Origin of the sequence: Lacibacterium aquatile (assembly GCF_042683105.1) — a bacterium.
GTDB classification, from domain to species: domain Bacteria; phylum Pseudomonadota; class Alphaproteobacteria; order Elsterales; family Elsteraceae; genus Lacibacterium; species Lacibacterium aquatile.
The window spans coordinates 26196-47593 of sequence record NZ_JBHUIP010000010.1 but is presented as its reverse complement, the minus strand read 5'-3'; the positions used below and the strand labels follow the sequence as shown (position 1 = coordinate 47593).

The window sequence follows — 21398 nt, the reverse complement described above, 5'->3', positions numbered from 1 at the left end:
AACACCTCTTTTTCAGTTTTCTTGCATCTCGTCAAAAGTCCCGCCGAACCCGGGCGTTTGCGGCTGGTCTTCAGGTCGCGGTCGGCATGACGAAGCCGTGGTTTCCCAAGCCCCAGCACTCGGCTAGTGTTCGGGCCAAGGGTTCAAAAGGACAAAAAACATGCCACCGCTCGATCAAGAGGCCGTCTTCAAATCCAGCGCCTGCCCGCACGATTGTCCCAGCACCTGCGCGCTGGAGGTGGAGGTGCTGCCGGGCGGTAAGGTCGGACGCTTCAAAGGAGCCGCCGACCATCCCTATACGCGCGGCGTGCTCTGCACCAAGGTCGCGCGTTATGCCGACCGGGTACATGCCGATAACCGCCTGCTCCATCCGATGCGCCGCACCGGCCCAAAAGGCTCCGGGCAGTTCGAGCGCATCACCTGGGACGAGGCGATGGCAGAGATCATCTCCCGCTTCTCAAAGATCATCGCTGACCATGGCCCCGAAGCCGTCTGGCCCTACTATTATGCGGGCACCATGGGCTGGGTGCAGCGGGACAGCATCAACGGCTTACGACGCGCCTTCGGCTTTTCCGAACAGAAGGGCACCTTCTGCGTCACCTTGGTGAAGGCCGGTTGGCAGGCGGGAACGGGGGCAGAGATCGGGCGCGATCCCCAGGCGATGCTCGACAGCGATCTGATCGTGATCTGGGGGGCGAACTCCATCGCCACCAACATCCATTCCTTCGCGCTGGCAAGTGAGGCGCGCAAGAAGCGTGGCGCCAAGATCATTGTCATCGATCCCTATCGCAGTCCGACCGCCGAACAGGCCGATCAACATCTGGCGCTGCTACCGGGGTCGGATGCGGCCCTGGCACTGGCCGTCATGCATGTCGCCTTCCGTGATGGCTTAGCCGACCGCGAGTATCTCGTCCGCCACACGGACCTCCCAGAGGGATTGGAAGCGCATGTCGCTGCCCGTGGGCCGGAATGGGCGTCAGCGCTGACCGGGCTTTCGGTCGAGGCCATCGAGGATTTCGCGAAACTCTACCTCACCAGCAAGCGCGCCTATCTGCAGATGGGCTATGGCGTGTCGCGGGGACGGAACGGGGCGGCCTCCGTGCATGCCGTCTCCTGCCTACCTGCAGTCTCGGGCGCCTGGGCGCACAAGGGCGGTGGTGCTTTCTGGGCCTATGGCAACCCCTATGCTTTTGTGAAGCGCTCGGTCGTGCAGGGAGCTCCCGCCCCAGAAACCCGCATGATGGATATGAGCCGCATCGGTGTCGCCTTGACGGGCCACATGACAGGTGATCGCTCCGAGCTGGGGGATGGTCCGCCGGTGATGGCCATCCTGGTGCAGAACACCAATCCGATGGTGGTGGCGCCGAACACCAATCTGGTGCGCCAGGGCTTTGCGCGCGAAGACCTCTTCTGCGTGGTGCACGAGCATTTCATGACCGACACTGCCCTGATGGCGGACATCGTCCTGCCCGCCACTCAGTTCGTCGAACATGATGATCTTTATGCGGCAGCGAGCCATGCCAGCCTTCAAGTAGGCCCGGCACTAATCCCCGCCCCCGGCGAGGCACGCGCGAATATCGAGGTGAATAACGAGATCGCCCGCCGCCTCGGCGCGACCGATCCCAAGTTCAGCAAATCGGCCAGGGAGATGATCGACGAAATGCTGATAGCGTCGGGCCTGGACGGCTATGAGGATCTGCGCGACCGCCGCTGGCTCGATCTGACGCCGCCCCACGACCCGGCGCCCTTCGGTCACGCGGATAAGAAGTTCCACTTCGCGACCGGCTGGGCGGACGGCATGCCGATGCTCCCCGACTATGCGGGTCTGGATGACAGGCCTGATGCCGATCATCCGTTCCGCATGATCGCGCCGCCCGCCCGCAACTTCCTCAATACCAGCTTCACCCATGTGGCGCGCTGGCGGCAGAAGGAGGGCAAGCCTTACCTGCGCCTGACAGCAGTGACTGCCGACGCTCACGGCATCCAGACTGGCGATCTGGTGGAGATCGGCAATGGGCGCGGCACAGTGCTGCTGACGGCCCAGATCGCGACGGGGCAGGCCGATGGCGTGCTGGTGGCGGAGGGTCTTTGGGGCAATGGCGATTTCAAGGGCGGCACCGGCATCAACAGCCTGGTGAGCGACGAAGCCGGGCGGCCTAATGGTGGCGCGCTGTTCCATGACACCAAGGTCTGGCTCCGGCGGGCGGAAATCGCTAGCGTTGCTGAATAGCGTATCTGGGAAACACTGATCGAGGAGCGTTCATGCAGAGTCCGTCCGCTGAGTTCGATACCCCCGGTCATCTTTCGTCAGGGACGTCGCCACGCATCAGGGTCTGGGCGGTCGTCGGGCGGCCTTCCTCGGGCAAATCCACCATCATCGGGCATCTGACCAGCCTTTATGGCGCCGGGAACAACGGCCTCGACCCCCATGCAGGCGGCGAAGGCGCGGATCGCTTCCATTCGGTAAGCCTGCCCGGTGGCGGACATATGAGCGTCTATTGCCTGCGCCGCTCCTGGCAGGAAGCCGACATGCAGCCGGTAGACGTCGTGGCAACGGTCAAAAAAGCTGCCGATGAGCTGGCGAACCAGAAGCCGCCCATCGTGCTTAGCTATTTCAATGTGCTGATGGCGCTGGAGATGGATGCCTATCCCGATCCCCAGCATGGACCGTTCGGCAAGGCGCATGAATATCTGTCGTATTTCGCGCGTGTCGGCTGGTCCATCGAGAAACTGGTTCTGCTGAGCCCCGAGGCCAAGCATCAGCATTACGAGCGTTTCGGTGCCCCGGTCCTATGTCTTTACAACAAGGACCGCGATCCCGATCTGCTGCCCCGTCCCGAAGGCCGCGCCAAGGAGATTGGCCGCAGTCTGGCAGCTGTACGGAGCCATTTCGGCTGGTCTTGAGCCGAAACCCTCAGCCCTTCTTCAGGGTCGCCCAAACGACGATGCCCGCGCCGACCAATACCCAGGCGGTGGGGACTTCGGCGAAGAGGGCGAAGCCGATGACCACGCCCCAGACCAATGCCGTATATTCCAGCGGCGCGAGGCGGGCGACGGGGGCCATGCTGAACGCCTTGGCGATCAGCAGGTTGGCCATCGCCGAACAGAGCCCTAGGGCCAGCATCATGCCGAGGTCGAAGCCGGTGGGCAGACTGGTTGCCTGAGGGATCACATAAAGGCCGCCAAGCACTGCCCCCATCAGGATCGGATAGAGGGCGATGGCGCCGCTCGATTCGGTTGCCGTGAGGGGGCGGATCGCCAAGGCCGCCGCGGCATATCCCACCGTCCCGGCGATACAGGCAGCAAGCCCGACCCAGGAACCGCTGCTGCTGTCCCAGAGCTGGGGCGCGACCGAAATCAGGATGCCGGTGAAGCCGATCCCGACCTTGATCCAGGCGCTGCGGCCGGTTGCTTCCCGTAGGATGATCCCGGCCATGGCGGTCATCATCAGCGGGGCGCTCATGGCGATGACATAGGCCAATACCAGCGGAAGTTCGCCCAGGGAATAGAAGAAGAGCACAACACCGATGTTGCTGAGCGCGCCGCGCAGCAGATGGAACCGCAGCTTGGTCGTCTTGAAGGTGGCGAGATCGCGGTGGTGCAGGATCAGCAGCACGATCAGGGCACCGGCGCAGCGGGCGAAGAAGATCGTCGCGGTCTCGTGCCGGGCAGAAAGCTCCTTCACGATCACATCGATCATGACCCCGAACAGCACTGCCGTCGCATAGAGCAGCGGTCCGCGCAGGCTGGAGGCACCCGAAGCATTCGCCAGCGACATCTAAAGTCCTCTTAGTTCAGCGATGAAATCGTAAAGGTCGGCCCGAATGCGCGAACGGGTCAGTTCCACCGGGCGGTTCAGAGCATCGAAGCCGCGCCGCTCGATTGCCAGCACGGGCGCGCCCACTGGGATCGCCAGCATATCGGCATCGCGCTCGCCTGCTTTTTCGGCCCGGATCCGTTGCAGCGCCCGTACCGGCCGCGCGCCTGCAATCGCCATGGCGGCATAGAGGGAGGAGCCGAGCTGGGTCAGGTCGGGCAGATAGGCCGAAGGGACGCTGGCCCGCTCCACTGCCAGCGGCATGCCGTCGGCCAGACGCACGCGCGTCAGTCGGACGACCGAGGCGCCGGGGGAGAGGCTCAAGGACAAGGCTTCCTCGGGCATTGCAACGGCGACGACCCGCTCGATCCAGCGAGATTCCGGCGTCATGCCGCGGGCCCGCATATCGTCACTGAAGCTGGAGAGGACCGACAGCGATGCTTCCATGCGGCGGGCGACGAAAGTTCCGGCCCCCTGGCGCTGAACCAGCAGCCCGTCGGCGGCAAGGTTGGAGATGGCGCGGCGGATGGTAACGCGGCTGATCTTCAGGCGGTTCGCGAGATCGCGCTCGCCCGGGACCGCATCGCCCGGCAGCAGCTTGCCCGCCTCGATCAGGGATCGCAGTTCGGCCTGGAGCTGAAGATAAAGCGGGGTCGGGTCGCTTGGGTCGAGTTTCAGCCCGTCGAACATCTAAGCCTCCGCGATCAGATGGCAGGCAACCAAACGGGGAGAGGGGGCGGTTCTGCGGGTGACCAAAGCCGGGATATCGACCCGGCAGCGATCTTCCACCACCGGGCAGCGGGTCTGGAAGACGCAGCCGGGCGGTGGATTGGCAGGGTCGGGCAAGTCGCCCTTCAAGGGCGGGCCGGACTCCTTGCCGCGCCGGGCAGGGTCGGGAACCGCGGCGAGCAGTGCCTTGGTATAGGGATGGGCCGGGTTTGCCAGCAGCTCGGCGGCCGAGCCCGTTTCGACGATCCGGCCGAGATACATGACTGCGACCCGGTCCGACACATGGCGGATGACACCGATATCATGGCTGATGAACAAGAAGGCGATGCCTTCTTCACGCTGAAGCTCGGTCAGCAGGGTCAGGATCTGTGCCTGGATCGAGACGTCGAGGGCCGACACCGCCTCGTCCGCCACCACGATCCGGGGCTTCAGTGCGATGGCGCGGGCGATGGAGATGCGCTGGCGCTGACCGCCTGAAACTTCATGCGGGTAGCGGGTGGCGACCTCGGGGGCAAGGCCCACACGCTCGATCAGGCGCGCGACCTCCGCCTTGCGGGAAGCGCGGTCGCCGATGCCGTGGATGGCCAGCGGTTCGCCGATGATCTCACCGATGGTATGGCGCGGATTGAGGGCGGCGGACGGGTCCTGGAAGACGATCTGCACGGCACGGCGATAGGCCAGCAGGCCGGGGCCGTCGAGCTTGGTGACATCCTGGCCGTCGAGGCGGATCTCGCCCGCATTGGCTTCGATCAGACGGACGACGCAGCGGCCGAGGGTGGATTTCCCGCAGCCGCTTTCCCCGACGATGCCCAGGGTTTCGCCGCGTGCGAGTTCCAGGTCCACATCCCGCAGGGCGTGGACGGCCTGGCCGTGGCGGTCGCGATAGGTCTTGCCGAGCCCGGCGATGGACAGCAGCGCGCTCATGCCCGTGTCTCCTCTCCCGGTACGGGATTCCAGCAGGCGGCGCCCGCGACCAGCGGCGGACGTTCGGCGGCGCATCTCTCCAGACGGCGCCCGCAGCGGGCAAAGAAGGTGCAGCCGACCCCACGCTTGGCGGGCGGCGGGACCATGCCGGGAATGGAGAGCAGCGTACCGCCACGCGGCACCTTGCCGGGCGCACAGGCGATCAGGCCGGAGGTATAAGGATGATGCGGATCCTCGAACAGTGGCTCCACATCGCCCTGCTCGACAATCCGGCCCGCATACATGACCGCGACCCGGTCGGCATATTCGGCCACGAGGTCGAGATCGTGAGAGATCAGCAGTACCGCCAGATCCAGATCCCGGCGCAGCCCGTCGATCAGATGGAGGATCTGCGCCTGGATGGTGACATCCAGCGCGGTGGTCGGTTCGTCCGCGATCAGCAGCTTGGGGCGGCAGGCGAGCGCCATGGCGATCATCACGCGCTGGCGCTGGCCACCTGAAAGCTGGTGGGGATATTGATCGACGCGGCTGGCCGCGGCAGGCAGGCGGACGAGGTCGAGCTGTTCGATCACGGCTTTGCGCAGCGCGTCCCCTTTAAGACCACGATGCAGGGAGAGACTCTCAACGATCTGGCGGCCAATGGGGTGCAGCGGATTGAGGCTGCTCATCGGGTCCTGAAAGATCATGGCGATGCGGTTGCCGCGCAGCTTGCGCCAGTCTTTCTCGGGCAGGGTGGCGAGGTCGCGCCCCTCGAAGATCATGCTGCCCGCCGTGACCGACAGGGCAGGCTTGGCAAGTAGGCCCATGAGGGCAAGGGCGGTAAGGCTTTTGCCCGATCCGCTTTCGCCGACCACAGCCAGCATCTCGCCCGCATCCAGGGAGAAGGAGAGATCCTCGACCAATGGCACGGGGGCGCTGCCCCGCTGCCGCAGGCTGACGGTCAGGCCCTGGACGTCCAGCAAGCTCATGCGGCGTCTTTGGCGCGGAAGAGCACACCGCCGGTCATGGGCTGGGGAACGCCGGTCGTAGTCGGCACCGACAGCGGTTGGCCCAGCAGAGAGCGGACGGCGAGGAAGCCGAAGCATTCGGCCTCCAGCGAATCGCCGCGCCAGCCAACGGCTTCCACCGGATCGACCGGCACGCCCAGTTCTTCGCGCAGCATCCGCATCATGGTGCTGTTGAGGCGCCCGCCGCCGGTGACGAGCCAGCGGGTCGGCGCGCCCGGCAGATGGGGCAGGGAGGCTGCGACGCTCTTGGCCGTGAAGCACGTCAGGGTGGCGGCGCCATCCTCGACACCCAGGCCTTCGACCGGGGTGATCGGGAAGTCGTTGCGATCAAGGGATTTGGGCGCAGGGGCGGCGAAATAGGGATTGTCCATCAGCTTGGCGAGCGCGGCGTCGTTCACGTTGCCCTTGGCGGCGGTGGCGCCATCAGCGTCATAGGCGAGTCCTAGATGCTTGCCGACCCAATCGTCGATCATGGCGCTGGCCGGGCCGGTATCGAAAGCAGTGATAAGGTCGGTGCCAAGATAGGTCACATTGCCGACGCCGCCGAGGTTCAGCACGGCGAGCGGGCGACCCAGGTCGGCGGCAAGGGCTGCATGATACAGCGGCGCGAAGGGCGCGCCCTGACCGCCTGCCGCCACATCGGCCAGACGGAAACCGGCGACGACATCCCGGCCCAACATCCGGGACAACACATCCCCTTGCCCGAGTTGGCGGGTGAAGCGACGTTCGGGCCGATGCAGGATCGTCTGGCCGTGCATGCCAACGACATCGATTGTGTGCAGCGCAATACCACTTGCGGCCAGAAGCGCGTTTACAGCCTCGGCATTCGCCTTGGTCACGGCGGCTTCAAGCTCGGCCAAAGGCAGCTCGGCCTTGGCGGGATCGCGGGCGACGGCCAGAAGTTCGGTGCGCACGGCATCGGGATAGGGATGGGTCAAAGCACCGTGAAAGCCAAAGACACGGCTGCCATCCGTGTCGATAATGGCGGCGTCGATGCCGTCCATGGAAGTACCGCTGATGAGGCCGAGGGCCCTGAAACGCCGTGCCGTCATTCTTTCTCTCCCCTTCCGTCCGTCGGTATTGACCGAGGTCTTAAAGTGGTATCTTAATGGTCATAACACCGCAAGAGTGATGGGAGCGAAAAAATGCGTCTTGGTACCGGATATCTGAAAGCGGGCGCAGCAGCCCTGGCTTTGATCGCAGCGGGTGTAGCGCAAGCGAAGCCCTTGGAAATTGCCACCGACGCCTCGCCGGTCGGCCTTGACCCGCATGTGGTCACCTCGTTTGCCTCGATCCTGGTCACGAAGAATGTCTATGAAGGCCTGACCGCCATCGACGACAGCCTGAACGTGGTCCCCGCGCTCGCCAAAAGCTGGAGCGTATCGCCCGACGGCAAGACCTATAAGTTCGCCCTGCGCGACAATGTGAAATTCCATAATGGCGAGGCCTTCACGGCCAAGGACGTGGTCGCCTCGATCAACCGGATCAAGGACACCAAGACCGGCTCGCCGCTCGCCTCGCGCTTCACGGTGATTTCGGAAGCCAAGGAAGTGTCGCCGACGGAAGTCGAGCTGACCCTCTCGGCCCCCTCCGCGCCGCTGGTCTCGCAGTTGGCCGATCTCGCGATCATCCCGGCGTCGGCCGCTGGCGGTGGCGCCGATCTGCAGAAGGGTGCCATCGGCACCGGCCCGTTCAAGTTCCAGCAGTGGGTGCCGGATACCTATATCCTGCTGGCCAAGAACGACAGCTATTACGAGCAAGGCCTGCCCAAGCTCGACGGCCTGAAGTTCAACATCGTCCCGGAAGCGACCACCCGTCAGGTGGGCCTGTCGTCGGGTACCTATCAGATGCTGCCGAACATCGACGGCGCCCTGGCCCTGACCCTGAAGTCGGGCAGCTCGGTCAATGTGCTGGAGACGACCGATCTGGCCTATAGCCTCGTCGGGTTCAACACCAGCAAGGCACCGTTCGACAAGCCGCAGGTGCGTGAGGCGTTCAACTATGCCCTCAATCGCGGCAAGCTGATCGAAGCAGCTTACTTCGGTCTCGGCCAGCCCGCAGGCCCGCTGTCGCCCGCCCTGAAGGATTGGGTGGCCCCGACCTCCGAGTTCGCCTGCTACAAGACCGACCCGGCCAAGGCTAAGGCCCTGCTGAAGGAAGCCGGTTTTGCCGATGGTGTCGAAGTGACCCTGAACGTGCTCGGCTCGGTCCAGACCGTTGTCGATGCCGCCCAGGTCGTGCAGGCGCAGCTCGCCGCCGGTGGCTTCAAGGCCAAGATCAACGTCCAGGAACAGGGCGCCTTCATCCAGGATTGGCGCAATTCGAACTTTGAAGCCTTCGTGTCGCTGAACGGCGGCGGTGTCGATCCGGACGATTATTTCACCCGCACCTTCAAGACCGGCGGCTCGACCAACGTCTATAAATATTCGAACCCCGATATCGATGCGAAGCTGGATGCCGCCCGTGCCTCCAACGACAAGGCCGAACGTCAGAAGATCTATAAGGACGTCCAGGTCGAACTTGCCTGCAAGGGTCCGATTGCCCATCTCGCCAACCCGCTGCTCTATACCGCGCTGGGCGATGGCGTGAGCGGTTACAAGATCCTCGCCAACCGTCAGACCCGCTACCTGCGCGAAACGACGGCGAAGTAAAGGCGCATCTGAAGATGCTTTTCTATTTGCGTAACGCAAATGCGTCGTCGCAGGCGTATTTGCCTGCTCGGGATTTGCGGTAGTGCTTAAACTGCTGGCGCGGCGAGGGGCGGACCTCCTCGTCACCCTGTTCGGGGTTTCGGTGATTACCTTCCTGCTGATCCGGCTGGTGCCGGGGGATGCCGTGCAGATCATGCTCGGCGCCAATGCAGAGGTGACACCGGAACGCCTGGATGCGCTGCGCCAGCAGCTTGGTATCGACCGGCCGATCTGGGAGCAGTATTTCACCTGGCTCGGCGGGGTCATGAGCGGCAATTTCGGCTCCTCGCTCTGGACCGGCAAGCCGGTGATCGAGGAAATCGGCGCCCGCATCGGCGTCACCATCGAACTGACACTGCTCTCTCTTGGACTCGCGGTGTTGGTGGCGGTGCCGGCCGGTGTCGGCATGGCGTACCTCCGTAATTCAGCCTCCGATTATCTGGTGCGAATTCTGACCGTGGCAGGCGTGACGGTACCTTCCTTCTGGCTGGGCAGCCTGCTGATCTATGTGATGTTTCTGCTGTTCCCGAAGTATCCGGCGGTGGGCTATGTGCCCTTCAGCGATGATCCCTGGGGCAATCTCCAGCGCATGCTGCTGCCGGTGATCGCGCTCTCGCTGCCGGTGTTGGCGGCACTGGCCCGTATCACCCGTTCGGCCATGCTGGATGCCCTGGGCCAGGATTATGTCCGCACTGCCCGCGCCAAGGGGCTGGGCGAATTTACCGTCGTGATGAGCCATGCCTGGCGTAATGCCTTGATCCCCTTCGTCACGACGCTGGGCATCATGGCCGGTTACCTCTTCGGCGGTGCCATCGTGGTAGAACAGGTCTTCGCGCTGCCGGGTCTCGGGCGCCTGATGCTGGGGGCGATCAACGAGCGGAACTATCCGCTGATCCAGGCGGCGATCCTGTTTGTGACCAGCGCCTTTGTGGTGATCAATTTCCTGATCGATCTGCTCTATGTCGCCATCGATCCCCGGGTATCTCTGAAATGATGGGGCAGATGAGCTGGGTACGTCGACAACCGCTGCTGGCCTTCGGTCTGCTGCTGGTCATTCTTCAGGTCGGCGGCGCGATCCTCGCGCCCTGGATCGCGCCCTATGATCCGGTTGCCCAGGATATCATGGCCCGCCTCAAAGGGCCGTCGGCTGAGCATTGGCTGGGGACCGACCAGTTCGGACGCGACCTCCTGTCCCGCATTCTCCATGGCTATGGTCATTCGATGCTGGTGTCGGCCGGATCGGTCGCGCTGGCCCTGGTGACCGGCGGAACGCTGGGGGTGCTGGCCGCCTACATGGGCGGCTGGATGGACCGGGTGGTCATGCGCTGCATGGATATCCTGTTCGCCTTCCCGATCATCCTGCTGGCCATCGGCATCATCGCGGTGCTGGGGCCGCGCGACAGCACGACGGCCTTAGCCATCGGCATCGTCTATATGCCGATCTTCGCCCGCCTCCTGCGCGGCCCGGCCCTGGTGCTGGCCAGCAGCGACTTTGTGGCGGGGGCCAGGGTGCTCGGCGCCAGCCATTCCCGCGTGCTGTTCCGCCATATCCTGCCTAATCTTGCCAGCGTGATCCTGGTGCAGGCCTCCATCTCGCTCTCGACGGCGATCCTGGTGGAAGCCTCGCTCTCCTTCCTGGGCCTCGGCACCCAGCCGCCATCACCCTCCCTGGGGCGCATGCTGGCCGAGGGGCGCAGCTTCCTGCTGCTCTCTCCCTTCGCCTCGCTCTTCTCCGGCATGGCGATCCTGATGGCGTCCCTGGGTTTCAACCTTGTGGGCGACGCCCTGCGCGATCTGCTGGACCCGAGACTCAGGGGCGAGTAGCAGACAAAAGCCTGTCATTCTCGGATGACAATATTTTTTAAAGCTTCACGACTTCCGGCTCACTTCGGCCATCCCTATGCCATACGCGAGCAAAATCCAGAACGTCTTCAAGCGTTTCCTTCGGGTGAGACGTTGTGGTGATGAAACAATCTGGACCGCTCATGACAATATATGAATCGATCCGGTCTTCTATTACGCCGCAGCCTTCTCCCACAACTGCGATCAACTCGACTTTGTCCTCAAGGCTTCTTTTGACAAACGCTTGAAGGGCTTCAAAGCGATCAGGTGTCGAAAGCGGCAGTTGCAGGATAACTGTCGGCGGAAAACTCATCGTGCCCTCGCTAGCCTTCTGGTTGTTGGGTGAGTAGATAACACAGCCATGATTACCATCCGTGTTTCAACGCTTGCCGATGCGCAGCGCGTTCTCGACATCTGGCGCCGCGCCGTCGATGCGACTCATGATTTTCTCACCTCCGAAGACAGGGAGGCCATCGAGCGCGATGTGGTGGGGTTCCTGCCCACGGCTCCTGTGCTGCTGGCCATAAAGGACGGGGTACCAGTCGGCTTCATGCTGCTGAGCGAGGGCCATATGGAGGCGCTGTTCATCGATCCCGACTGCCGGGGTTCGGGCGTCGGGCGTTGCCTTGTGGAGCATGCTTTGACGCTCCATCCAGCGATGACCACCGATGTGAACGAGCAGAATGCGCAGGCTGTCGGTTTTTATGAGCGCCTGGGGTTCAGGCGCACCGGCCGGTCGGATCTGGACGGACAAGGGCGGGCTTATCCGCTGCTTCACCTGCAGTATCAGGGCTGAGGGGCGGCCTAAAAAACCACCGTCATGCCAAGGCTTGTCCTGGCCCGACTCCAAGTGCGCTTCTAGATTTCTTCAGCTCGAATGGGCCAGCCCCCAGAGGAGATCTCCGGGTAAGCCCCAGGATGACGGCAAACAGAAATGGCCTCAAGTAAAGGCCATAGCCAACGACCGTCAGTTACGTTTTGCGAAATGAATATCGGCGGCCCGAACGAGCCCATCCGCGACCTTGGACTGATGATCGGGCGACATGATGAGCTTTTCATCCTCGGCGTTCGAGAGATAGCCCATCTCCATTAGCACAGCCGGCATATCAGGGGCGGTCAGAACCGCAAAACCGGCCGAGCGCAGCGTGTTGTTCACGGTCGGCGTATCACGCTTCAGCTCTCGGATCAGCAGACGCGCGAAGACCAGAGAGGTCGAGCGGGTTTCGCGCCGGGCAAGATCCAGCAGGATATTGGTCACGCCGGGATCCGCTTCGCTGAGGTCCATGCCGCCGATCAGATCGGCCTTGTTTTCCTTGGCCGCCAGCGCTTCGGCTTCCTTATCCGAGGCCTTGTCGGACAGGGTATAGACCGACATGCCGCGCACGCTGCGGTCCGACAGCGCATCGGCATGCAGGGAGACAAACAGCCCCGCCCCCGCCGACCGCGCCAGCTGCACACGGTCGCGCAGGCGTACCGCCACATCGCCGTCGCGGGTCAGGGCGACGCGATAGCGTCCCGTCGCTTCGAGCTTCTTTTTCATCTCCACCGCGACCGCCAGGGTCAGGTTCTTCTCGAAGGCGCCCGACAGGCTGGTGGCGCCTGGATCCTTGCCGCCATGGCCGGGGTCGAGAACGATCAGCGGGCGAATATCGCCCTGCTCGACTGGCGCGACCGGCGGCGGCTCGACGAAGCCGGAGGATTGGCTGGCCGGGGACTCTGGCGGCGCCCCGCTCTGGTCCTGCTTGGGCGGTTCGGCGGGCGCATTGAACGGCGCGGGCGGCACAGCAGCCGCTTCCTTGGCGGCAGGCAAAGTCATCAGCACACGCAAGGGATAACCGGGCACTCGCTCATATACCGTGACGGGCGCAGGCGGCGGCGCTTCGGCTTTGGCAACAGGTTCCGTTATCGGTGGCGGCAGGGGAATCGGCGCAGGCGGCGGCGCGGGCGGCGCCAAAACCTCGGTCTGGACCCGGGCGCGCGGCACGGCGGGCGGCGGGCGCGGCGCGGGCGGTTCAGGCAGAGGGGCGCCTGGGCCGGATTCGGGCTGCACATAGGGCGAGGAAACACTCGGGAAGGGGCTGCTGGGCGGCACCTGGGGTTGCGGCCCGGGCCGCTGGGCCGTCCGGCCGCTTGTCGGCGGTGGAGCAGGCGGCGGCAGCGGCTGTGCTGTCGGTCCCGAAACGGGCGGCAAGATCAGCGCTGACAGGCCAGAGGGGGTAGTGCCGGGCGAATCATCCGCGCCGGGTGCAATATCGATCACAAGGCGATAGCGCAGACCTTCAGAGGGGGGCAGCAGCAGCTGACTGGAGACATGCCCCGCCCGCGACAGGCGGATATCGATGGCATGGCGCCCCCCCTCGGAGAGGCGATGCTCGACACCGCGGATGAGGCCACCGCTCGGCCCTCTGCCCTTGATACGCCAGTCGAGCGCCGGCATTTCAATGGAGATCAGCTGCGGGCCGCGCTGATTGATGTTGAAAGGAACCGGGTCAGCCAGATCCAGCACAAAACGCGCGCCCTTGTCGCGTTCGCCTACACGCCAGCCGGTCGCGGCAGGCTCGGCCTGCGACACACTCGCAACCAGGACAACCGGCAGCACCGCAAGCAAAATAGCAAGCCTTGCCGACAAGCCCTTGAGCTTCTGGAATAACCCTCGCATGACGTGCAGCATAGCGAGCGAGCGCATCTTTGCAACGCAAGCGGTGCAGTCACCCTGCATTTATCATTGTCGCCGCGCTGCGGCCTCTCTATGGTGTGGCTGTCTGCACGCATCGGCCTCAAGGCCGCGCCCGGACGATTTAAGCCAGCGCCCCGCTGGCGGCGGTTGCCGCAACGGGTCGAGTTCAGCTGGCGGGATCGTGCGTGATGCTCGGCGGTGTCGGTGTCCGGACAAGAAACTGAACCCTACTTTGGGAGTCGCCGTCCGGTGCCACGAGCCTGCCTCGTCCCGAACGAACTGAGCACACAAACCGCTGATCGGCGCGCCTTTGGCCTGCCTGAGTCGGCGATGTCGGCGCTCCCGATTTCACAATTGCGGACTGGCCCCTTGCTCGCTCGCCCGATGGTTACATCGGTGCGCGACGGCGCGCTGGCTTCGCCGGAGTTTTTCATCAATGGCAAAGCGTATGTTAATCGACGCGACGCACGCGGAAGAAACCCGCGTCGTCGTCCTGGATGGTAATCGCCTCGAAGAATTTGATTTCGAGACCAGTACGAAGAAGCAGATCAAGGGTAACGTCTACCTCGCCAAGGTTACGCGGGTAGAGCCGTCTCTCCAGGCCGCGTTCGTCGAATATGGCGGCAACCGCCATGGCTTCCTGGCCTTCTCCGAAATTCATCCAGACTACTACCGCATTCCGGCCGCCGACCGTGAAGCCCTGATCGCCGAGCAGCTGGAAGCGCGGGCCGATGAAGCGCGCGAAGACGGCGAAGAAGGCGAGCAGATCGAAAGCCTGGGCGGCGAAGACGCCGAGGAAATGGCCCCGCGCCGCTCGCGCAGCCTTCGTAACTATAAGATCCAGGACGTCATCCAGCGCCGCCAGATCATGCTGATCCAGGTGGTGAAGGAAGAGCGCGGCAACAAAGGCGCGGCCCTGACGACCTTCCTGTCACTCGCCGGGCGCTATTGCGTGCTGATGCCCAACACCCCGCGCGGCGGCGGTGTGTCGCGCAAGATCACCAGCGCTCCTGACCGTAAGCGCCTCAAGGGCATGCTAGACGAATTCGGCGTGCCGCAGGGCATGGCCGTCATCGTCCGCACCGCGGGCATGGAGCGGTCCAAGACCGAGATCAAGCGCGATTTCGACTATCTGATGCGTGCCTGGGAAGACATCCGCGAGACCACTTACGCGTCGATTGCTCCGGCCCTCATCCATGAAGAAGGCAATCTGATCAAGCGCGCGATCCGCGATCTCTATTCGCGCGATATCGAAGACGTGATGGTCGAGGGCGAGGAAGGTTACAAGACCGCCAAGGCCTTCATGAAGATGCTGATGCCCAGCCATTCGCGCCGGGTGCAGCCTTACCGCGATCCGATCCCCCTGATGCATCGCTATCAGGTGGAAAGCCAGCTCGACGCCATCCATGCGACGACCGTGCAGCTGAAGTCGGGCGGCTATATCGTCATCAACCCGACCGAAGCGCTCGTCTCCATCGACGTCAACTCGGGCCGGGCGACCAAAGAACGCCATATCGAAGAGACAGCCTACAAGACGAACATGGAAGCGGCGGACGAGATCGCCCGCCAGCTGCGCCTGCGCGATCTGGCCGGTCTGATCGTCATCGACTTCATCGATATGGAGGAGAACCGCAACAACACGGCTGTTGAGCGGCGCCTCAAGGAAGCGATGAAGTCGGATCGCGCCCGCATCCAGATCGGCCGCATCTCCGCTTTCGGCCTGCTGGAACTGTCGCGTCAGCGCCTGCGCCCGTCGCTGCTGGAGGCTTCGACCGCGAAGTGCCCGCATTGCCATGGTACCGGCCTGATCCGCTCGGTCGAATCGACAGCCCTGCATGTGTTGCGCTCGCTCGAAGAAGAAGGCATCCGCGGTAAGGCGGCAGAGATCGCGCTTTTCGTGCCGACGGCCATCGCGCTCTATATCTTCAATCACAAGCGCAAGACGCTGATCGATATCGAAGCCCGTTACGGCCTGTCGGTGACGATCGAGGCCGACGATACGCTGATCCCGCCGGCCTTCCGCCTGGACCGCACCCGCATGCGCGGTGCCGATGAGCCTTCGCCGCTGGCCTCCCTGCCCGCCCCGACGCCGATCATCGAGGAAGATGACGACGATATCGTCGAGGAAGAAGAACTGATCGAAACTGCCGAGGCTGGTGAAGCCGAAGGCGGTGAAAACGGTGAAGGCCGCGACAATGGCGATGGTTCGCGCCGCCGCCGCCGCCGCCGTCGTCGTGGTGGTCGCCGTGACGAGGAAGGCGCCAGCGCCGATGGCTCGACCGGCGATGACGCCGAAGGCGACGAAGAGGGCGAAGACGCCAATGGCGCCGAAGCCTCTGCCGATGGCAGCGAAGACGAGAACGACCGCCGCCGCCGCCGCCGCGGCAAGCGTGGTGGCCGTCGTCGCGGCAAGCGCGAGGGCGATCAGCCGACCGTTGAGAGCCCCGATGGCTCCTCGGCCCCCATCGTCATCGAGATCGCCGACCTCAATGCCGTGACCGTCACCGGTCCTGCCGAAGTCCCGGTTGTCGAAGCCGCGGCTGCAGCCGCAGAAGCCGCTGACGTGATCGTGACGGAGGCTGTGCCGGAAGCCGCTTCTGAGGAAGTTGCCCCCTCCCGCCGCCGCCCGACCCGTCGTCGTGGTAAGTCGGAAGAGGCCGCCCCGGTGGAAGCTACCCAGGCCGAGGAAGCTCCCGTCGCCGACGCGCCCGAGGCTGCCGCCAAGAAGCCGTCGCGCCGCCGTAGCACCAAGAAGGACGAGGCCCCTGTGGCCGTGGCCGAAGCCGAGACGCCTGTGGCTTCCGAGGTTCCGGTTCCGGCTGCGACCGCCCCGGACGTGCTGGTCGTCGAGGAAGCAGCGCCGCTGGCGCCCGCCCCCGAACCTGTCGTCGTGGTTGCCGAGCCGATTGCCCCGGCTCCTGAACCCGAGCCGGTTTCGAGCGAACCGCCCGCCCCGCCCAAAAAGGGTTGGTGGCGTCGCTGATGCGATTGGAAAAGGGGTGCTTCGGCGCCCCTTTTTCTTTGCGTCCGAATCGTCGGGCGCCTCGTATACTGAATGTGAATTCTCTTAAGATTGGAGCCCACCGATGCTGCTCAGGATCAAACGGAGTTGGGAGATGCCCGAACGCGAGGCGACCCCCGAATCCCTGTTCTTCGGCCGCCGCAAGCTCCTGAAGGCGGGCGCAGCCTTGGGCGCCTCCAGCTTGCTTCCGTCTATCGCCAAGGCAGCCGGAACCTATCCGATGCCCCGGCAGGAGAAATACACGCTGGACCGGCCCCTAAGCGAAGAGGGCATCGCGACCAGCTATAACAACTTCTACGAATTCGGCTCGTCCAAAAATGTCGTCCGCGCGGCCCAGGCGCTGAAAACCGACCCCTGGACGCTGACCATCGACGGGATGGTCGAAAAGGAACTGAAGCTCTCGGTCGACGATATCCTGGCCAAGATCCCCGGCGAAGAGCGGCTTTACCGTCATCGCTGCGTCGAAGCCTGGTCGATGTCCGTGCCCTGGTCCGGCATTCCGCTGGCCGAACTGGTCAAGCTCGCCGCGCCGAAAAACGAGGCAAAATACGTCCGCTTCGAAACCTTCATGGACACCGACATGGCGCCCGGCCAGAAGCAGTTCTGGTACACATGGCCCTATGTCGAAGGCGTCACCATGGCCGAGGCGATGAACGAACTGCCGTTCCTGGCCACCGGCGTCTATGGCAAGCCGCTGCCTAAACAGATGGGCGCGCCGATCCGCCTTGTCCTGCCGTGGAAATACGGCTTCAAGTCGATCAAATCCATCGTGAAGATGAGCTTTACCGACAAGCGCCCGACCAGCTTCTGGGAACTGATGCAGGCCCAGGAATATGGCTTCTGGGCCAATGTGAACCCCGAGGTCGCCCACCCGCGCTGGAGCCAGAAGACCGAGCGCACCCTGGCAGGCGATACCCGCGCCACCCTGCTGTTCAATGGCTATGGCGAGCAGGTCGCCCATCTCTACAAGGATATCCAGGGCGAGCAGCTCTATCGGTAGGGACCGCCTACCAAACAGTCATTACGGCCTTTAGCTGTATCTTCTGTCTCTGTTCGAAGAGTCATCCTCGGATTTTGATCCGAGGATGACTCTTTCTATTATTCCGGCAGCTTGCGGATCGCGCCCAGCGCTGCCGAGGTCGCAAAAGCCGCATAGGCCTTCAAGGCTGTAGAAACCTTGCGCTTGCGGGGCTTGGCAGGCTTCCAGCCCAGGCGATCCTGTTCGGCGCGGCGACGCTCCAGTTCGGCATCATCCACCGCCAGATGGATCTTGCGGGTCGGGATATCGATCTCGATCAGATCGCCATCCTTCACCAGACCGATCAACCCGCCTTCGGCCGCTTCCGGCGAGACATGGCCGATGGAGAGGCCCGAGGAACCGCCGGAGAAACGACCGTCCGTCACCAGGGCGCAAGCTTTGCCGAGGCCCTTGGATTTGATGTAGCTGGTCGGATAGAGCATTTCCTGCATGCCCGGCCCACCGCGCGGCCCTTCGTAGCGCACCAGCACCACGTCGCCTGCCTTCACATCGCCGCCCAGAATGCCGCTGACCGCATCGTCCTGGCTTTCGAAGATCTTGGCCGGGCCGGTGAAGCTGAGGATCGAGGCATCGACACCGGCGGTCTTCACGATGCAGCCGTCGATGGCGAGGTTGCCGAACAGCACGGCCAGGCCACCGTCCTTCGAGAAAGCATGTTCGACGCTGCGGATGACGCCACCCTCGCGGTCGGCATCCACATCGTCCCAGCGCGCCGACTGGCTGAACGCCACCTGGGTCGGTACGCCGCCCGGTGCCGCCTTGAAGAACTCATAGACCGAGGCGCTCTTGGTCCGCTTGATATCCCAGCGGTCGAGGGCAGCCTTCAGGTTCTCGGCATGGACCGAACCGACGTCGCTGTGGATCAGCCCGCCGCGATCCAGTTCGCCCAGGATGCCCATGATGCCGCCCGCGCGATGCACGTCTTCTATATGGACGGTGTTGTTCGAGGGCGCGACCTTGCAGAGCACCGGCACCTTGCGCGACAGCCGGTCGATATCGGCCATGGTGAAATTCACCTCGGCTTCCTGGGCAGCGGCCAGCAAATGCAGCACGGTATTGGTCGAACCGCCCATGGCGATGTCGAGGGTCATCGCATTCTCGAACGCCTTGAAGCTGGCAATCGAGCGCGGCAGCACGCTTTCGTCGTCCTGTTCGTAGTACCGCTTGGCCAGATCGACCACCAAGTGGCCTGCTTCGATGAACAGGCGCTTGCGGTCGGCGTGGGTCGCCAGCGTCGAGCCGTTACCCGGCAGCGACAGGCCCAGGGCTTCGGTCAGGCAGTTCATCGAGTTGGCGGTAAACATGCCGGAGCAGGACCCGCAGGTCGGGCAGGCCGAGCGCTCAATGACCTTCACGTCTTCGTCGGAGATCTTGTCATCGGCAGCAGCGACCATGGCGTCGATCAGATCGAGCTTCTTGGTGGCGCCATTCATGATGACCTTGCCCGCTTCCATCGGGCCACCGGACACGAAGACCACCGGGATATTGAGGCGCAGCGCCGCCATCAGCATGCCCGGCGTGATCTTGTCGCAGTTGGAGATACAGACCATCGCGTCGGCGCAATGGGCATTCACCATATATTCGACCGAGTCGGCGATGAGCTCGCGCGACGGCAGCGAATAGAGCATGCCGTCATGGCCCATGGCGATGCCGTCATCGACAGCAATCGTATTGAATTCCTTGGCGACGCCGCCGACCTTTTCGATCTCGCCCGCCACCAGCTGGCCCAGATCCTTAAGGTGCACATGGCCCGGCACGAACTGGGTGAAGCTATTGACGACGGCGATGATCGGCTTGCCGAAATCACTGTCCTTCATGCCGGTCGCGCGCCAGAGGCCGCGGGCACCGGCCATGTTACGGCCATGGGTCGTCGTGCGTGAACGATAGGCGGGCATCTCGAACTTCCTCTCGGGCTTATCGCTGCCCTCTTATAAGCGGGGCAGTTACTCTTATCTCGCAGCCTGCCACCTTAAGCCCTTAAGCCGTGCGCGCCAATCGGCGTCTCCACAGGGCAGGGCCGACTTACGCTCAACTATTGAGCGGGCCTCAAGGGGTCTTGAGGAATGCAGAACAGCCGGTCATGCTCCGACCATGAGCGTCGAATTCATTGTCCGCGAAGAGCGACCGACCTGGAAAACCACCGGCATACGGCTGCTGATCCTGCTGCCGGTCGTTTTCATCCTCTACATGATCTTCAGCCTGTTTTTCATCTTCGCCCGGCTAACCGATCCCTCGGTCCCCGATGCCCCGGCGTCGGTGGTGAAAATCGGCGAGCGCCACACCTTCAAAGGGCTGATCGGCGCCACCATGCTCGACCTCGTGCGGGATCTGACGGCAAAGGGAGAGTTGAAGGAGGCGGAATTCATGTCGGGGGGCGGCAGTATCGGCGTCGCGCGGGAGATCGGCCTGATTCTGCGCGACCATGATGTCATCATCAGCCAGTCATCGGTCGGCCGCTGCTATTCCGCCTGCCTCGATATTCTAAGCCTGGCCGATATGCGCCGCGCCCGGATCGACGACAATGCCTATTTCATGTTCCACGGCGGCCGTCTGACGATGGATGAAACGGACTATTATCTTTTCGAATATCCGATTCAGCTGATGGCGCGGCATCTGTTCCAGGACGTACGGCAGGAAGCCCAGCCGTCCTACAGCATCGACAAGCTGCAGCCAGGCCTGATGAGCTATTTCTTCACCTGCAAACACAATCCGCTGTTCGATATCGACCCGCTGTTCCTAAGCTGGGGGGAAATCAAACAGATCGGCGCGGGAACCTTCACTCTGACCTGCGATCAGGCGATGGCCCGCCCGGCGCCCTATTGGCCCCCTTCTTAAGAGCGCCAGTCCACGCGTTTGAGATGCGACCATTCCAGATCCGGGGCCGCAGCCCCTTCGCGGAAAGCCGCACGTACCTTGCTTTCCAGGTCGATCCTTTGCGCGCAGCCGGGACGGGACAGCACGGCGTCACAGAAGCGCTGTTCGACTTCAGCCAGCACATCGAAACCTAGACTGGCGATCTGGCCGCCCTTGAAGGCGCAATGGAACAGCAGCGCCTCCACATCCGACGTCTGGGCATTGGCCAGACGCCAGATCTCGTAATTCATCACATCGCGGGCAAGCGCGACATCGGGCAGGAAATTCTCCATCGGCATTCCGCCGCGAATCCGGAAACCGAGCTTCCGGAGCAACGCCGCCGACCCCATGTTCAACTGCCCGAAGATGACCGCCGACACTCCCGCGTACGCCAAATTGTCAAAATACCAGTCGAGCGCCATCGTCGCGGCCTCATAGCCATAGCCCCGGCCCCAGAAGCGCGAGCTATAGCCATATTGCAGCTCCGGATCCTCGCCGATATCGGGCGGTGCGAACCCGCACCATCCCAGCAGAGTCTCGCTTTCGATCAGTCGGACGGCCCAGACGCCATAGCCCCGCTCGTCCCAGGCCTTGTTATAGCCGTCCATGCGCGCAATGGCGCTTTCGACACAGCGATCAGGGCCAGCGCCGTCGGCCGTCAGGTTCTTTGTAACATCGGGATCGCCGAGGATCGCCGCCAATGCCGGGACATCCGCCTCGGAAAACCTGTCGAGACGCAAACGCGCATTCATCAGAACCGGCACCCTCTCCAGCAAATTCACTTCTCCCGACCCCCAC

General features: G+C 63.5%; 18 protein-coding genes. 9 read left to right on the top strand and 9 right to left on the bottom strand.

All coding sequences use genetic code 11. From position 1 onward, the window contains the following. Positions 1–160: 160 nt before the first annotated feature. On the top strand, positions 161–2230 hold the full coding sequence (locus ACFSM5_RS10505; RefSeq protein WP_379876313.1) for a molybdopterin-dependent oxidoreductase: 2070 nt from the start codon (positions 161–163) through the stop codon (positions 2228–2230). Between the two features lie 32 nt (positions 2231–2262). Beyond that, positions 2263–2904: a hypothetical protein gene (locus tag ACFSM5_RS10500; protein ID WP_379876312.1), complete on the top strand. Its 642-nt coding sequence runs from the start codon at positions 2263–2265 to the stop codon at positions 2902–2904. 10 nt (positions 2905–2914) lie between these two features. Here ACFSM5_RS10500 and ACFSM5_RS10495 read toward each other — a convergent pair whose 3' ends face one another. Genes ACFSM5_RS10495 through ACFSM5_RS10475 form a run of 5 tightly spaced genes read right to left on the bottom strand, consistent with a single transcriptional unit; the run spans position 2915 to position 7529 of the window. Beyond that, positions 2915–3778, bottom strand: coding sequence for a DMT family transporter (locus ACFSM5_RS10495; RefSeq protein ID WP_379876311.1), 864 nt, complete (start codon positions 3776–3778; stop codon positions 2915–2917). After that, entirely contained in the window at positions 3779–4507 is a 729-nt protein-coding gene (locus tag ACFSM5_RS10490) for a GntR family transcriptional regulator (protein ID WP_379876310.1), read from the bottom strand. After that, positions 4508–5470 carry an ABC transporter ATP-binding protein gene (locus ACFSM5_RS10485; RefSeq protein WP_379876309.1) on the bottom strand — a complete coding sequence of 321 codons (963 nt, stop codon included), beginning with the start codon at positions 5468–5470 and terminating at the stop codon, positions 4508–4510. Next, entirely contained in the window at positions 5467–6438 is a 972-nt protein-coding gene (locus tag ACFSM5_RS10480) for an ABC transporter ATP-binding protein (RefSeq protein ID WP_379876308.1), read from the bottom strand. The genes ACFSM5_RS10485 and ACFSM5_RS10480 overlap by 4 nt, the downstream gene beginning before the upstream one ends. Next, on the bottom strand, positions 6435–7529 hold the full coding sequence (locus ACFSM5_RS10475) for an anhydro-N-acetylmuramic acid kinase (protein ID WP_379876306.1): 1095 nt from the start codon (positions 7527–7529) through the stop codon (positions 6435–6437). The genes ACFSM5_RS10480 and ACFSM5_RS10475 overlap by 4 nt, the downstream gene beginning before the upstream one ends. Before the next feature lie 93 nt (positions 7530–7622). On the opposite strand from ACFSM5_RS10475, the gene ACFSM5_RS10470 reads away from it, so the two are divergent. From ACFSM5_RS10470 to ACFSM5_RS10460, 3 genes are all read left to right on the top strand, one after another. Next, positions 7623–9128: an ABC transporter substrate-binding protein gene (locus ACFSM5_RS10470; RefSeq protein ID WP_379876305.1), complete on the top strand. Its 1506-nt coding sequence runs from the start codon at positions 7623–7625 to the stop codon at positions 9126–9128. 82 nt (positions 9129–9210) lie between these two features. Next, entirely contained in the window at positions 9211–10161 is a 951-nt protein-coding gene (locus tag ACFSM5_RS10465) for an ABC transporter permease (RefSeq protein ID WP_379876304.1), read from the top strand. A gap of 8 nt (positions 10162–10169) precedes the next feature. After that, positions 10170–10991 (top strand): ABC transporter permease, encoded by an 822-nt coding sequence (locus ACFSM5_RS10460; RefSeq protein WP_379876303.1) that lies wholly within the window; start codon positions 10170–10172, stop codon positions 10989–10991. Positions 10992–11028: 37 nt separating this feature from the next. Here the strand turns inward: ACFSM5_RS10460 and ACFSM5_RS10455 are convergent, their stop codons facing one another. Next, positions 11029–11322 (bottom strand): hypothetical protein, encoded by a 294-nt coding sequence (locus tag ACFSM5_RS10455; RefSeq protein WP_379876302.1) that lies wholly within the window; start codon positions 11320–11322, stop codon positions 11029–11031. A 48-nt stretch (positions 11323–11370) separates the two neighbouring features. Between ACFSM5_RS10455 and ACFSM5_RS10450 the strand changes: the two genes are divergently transcribed. Continuing rightward, positions 11371–11805: an acetyltransferase gene (locus tag ACFSM5_RS10450; RefSeq protein ID WP_379876300.1), complete on the top strand. Its 435-nt coding sequence runs from the start codon at positions 11371–11373 to the stop codon at positions 11803–11805. A 171-nt stretch (positions 11806–11976) separates the two neighbouring features. Here ACFSM5_RS10450 and ACFSM5_RS10445 read toward each other — a convergent pair whose 3' ends face one another. After that, positions 11977–13695, bottom strand: coding sequence for an N-acetylmuramoyl-L-alanine amidase family protein (locus tag ACFSM5_RS10445; protein ID WP_379876299.1), 1719 nt, complete (start codon positions 13693–13695; stop codon positions 11977–11979). 427 nt (positions 13696–14122) lie between these two features. Between ACFSM5_RS10445 and ACFSM5_RS10440 the strand changes: the two genes are divergently transcribed. Next, on the top strand, positions 14123–16669 hold the full coding sequence (locus ACFSM5_RS10440) for an Rne/Rng family ribonuclease (RefSeq protein ID WP_379876298.1): 2547 nt from the start codon (positions 14123–14125) through the stop codon (positions 16667–16669). A 103-nt stretch (positions 16670–16772) separates the two neighbouring features. Next, complete coding sequence (gene msrP / locus ACFSM5_RS10435) at positions 16773–17708, top strand: protein-methionine-sulfoxide reductase catalytic subunit MsrP (RefSeq protein ID WP_379876297.1); 936 nt, start codon at positions 16773–16775, stop codon at positions 17706–17708. Positions 17709–17806: 98 nt separating this feature from the next. Here the strand turns inward: msrP and ilvD are convergent, their stop codons facing one another. Beyond that, positions 17807–19642 carry a dihydroxy-acid dehydratase gene (ilvD, locus tag ACFSM5_RS10430; protein ID WP_379876296.1) on the bottom strand — a complete coding sequence of 612 codons (1836 nt, stop codon included), beginning with the start codon at positions 19640–19642 and terminating at the stop codon, positions 17807–17809. Between the two features lie 196 nt (positions 19643–19838). Between ilvD and ACFSM5_RS10425 the strand changes: the two genes are divergently transcribed. Next, positions 19839–20582, top strand: a complete 744-nt coding sequence (locus ACFSM5_RS10425; RefSeq protein WP_379876295.1) for a hypothetical protein — start codon at positions 19839–19841, stop codon at positions 20580–20582. Here the strand turns inward: ACFSM5_RS10425 and ACFSM5_RS10420 are convergent. Next, positions 20579–21352, bottom strand: coding sequence for a GNAT family N-acetyltransferase (locus ACFSM5_RS10420; protein WP_379876294.1), 774 nt, complete (start codon positions 21350–21352; stop codon positions 20579–20581). The genes ACFSM5_RS10425 and ACFSM5_RS10420 overlap by 4 nt on opposite strands. Positions 21353–21398: the final 46 nt, after the last annotated feature.

Coding starts and splice junctions, on each gene's coding strand:
- ACFSM5_RS10505 (WP_379876313.1), top strand. CDS start 161: ATGCCACCGCTCGATCAAGAGGCCGTCTTCAAATCCAGCGCCTGCCCG.
- ACFSM5_RS10500 (WP_379876312.1), top strand. CDS start 2,263: ATGCAGAGTCCGTCCGCTGAGTTCGATACCCCCGGTCATCTTTCGTCA.
- ACFSM5_RS10495 (WP_379876311.1), bottom strand. CDS start 3,778: ATGTCGCTGGCGAATGCTTCGGGTGCCTCCAGCCTGCGCGGACCGCTG.
- ACFSM5_RS10490 (WP_379876310.1), bottom strand. CDS start 4,507: ATGTTCGACGGGCTGAAACTCGACCCAAGCGACCCGACCCCGCTTTAT.
- ACFSM5_RS10485 (WP_379876309.1), bottom strand. CDS start 5,470: ATGAGCGCGCTGCTGTCCATCGCCGGGCTCGGCAAGACCTATCGCGAC.
- ACFSM5_RS10480 (WP_379876308.1), bottom strand. CDS start 6,438: ATGAGCTTGCTGGACGTCCAGGGCCTGACCGTCAGCCTGCGGCAGCGG.
- ACFSM5_RS10475 (WP_379876306.1), bottom strand. CDS start 7,529: ATGACGGCACGGCGTTTCAGGGCCCTCGGCCTCATCAGCGGTACTTCC.
- ACFSM5_RS10470 (WP_379876305.1), top strand. CDS start 7,623: ATGCGTCTTGGTACCGGATATCTGAAAGCGGGCGCAGCAGCCCTGGCT.
- ACFSM5_RS10460 (WP_379876303.1), top strand. CDS start 10,170: ATGAGCTGGGTACGTCGACAACCGCTGCTGGCCTTCGGTCTGCTGCTG.
- ACFSM5_RS10455 (WP_379876302.1), bottom strand. CDS start 11,322: ATGAGTTTTCCGCCGACAGTTATCCTGCAACTGCCGCTTTCGACACCT.
- ACFSM5_RS10450 (WP_379876300.1), top strand. CDS start 11,371: ATGATTACCATCCGTGTTTCAACGCTTGCCGATGCGCAGCGCGTTCTC.
- ACFSM5_RS10445 (WP_379876299.1), bottom strand. CDS start 13,695: ATGCGCTCGCTCGCTATGCTGCACGTCATGCGAGGGTTATTCCAGAAG.
- ACFSM5_RS10440 (WP_379876298.1), top strand. CDS start 14,123: ATGGCAAAGCGTATGTTAATCGACGCGACGCACGCGGAAGAAACCCGC.
- msrP (WP_379876297.1), top strand. CDS start 16,773: ATGCTGCTCAGGATCAAACGGAGTTGGGAGATGCCCGAACGCGAGGCG.
- ilvD (WP_379876296.1), bottom strand. CDS start 19,642: ATGCCCGCCTATCGTTCACGCACGACGACCCATGGCCGTAACATGGCC.
- ACFSM5_RS10425 (WP_379876295.1), top strand. CDS start 19,839: ATGAGCGTCGAATTCATTGTCCGCGAAGAGCGACCGACCTGGAAAACC.
- ACFSM5_RS10420 (WP_379876294.1), bottom strand. CDS start 21,352: ATGAATGCGCGTTTGCGTCTCGACAGGTTTTCCGAGGCGGATGTCCCG.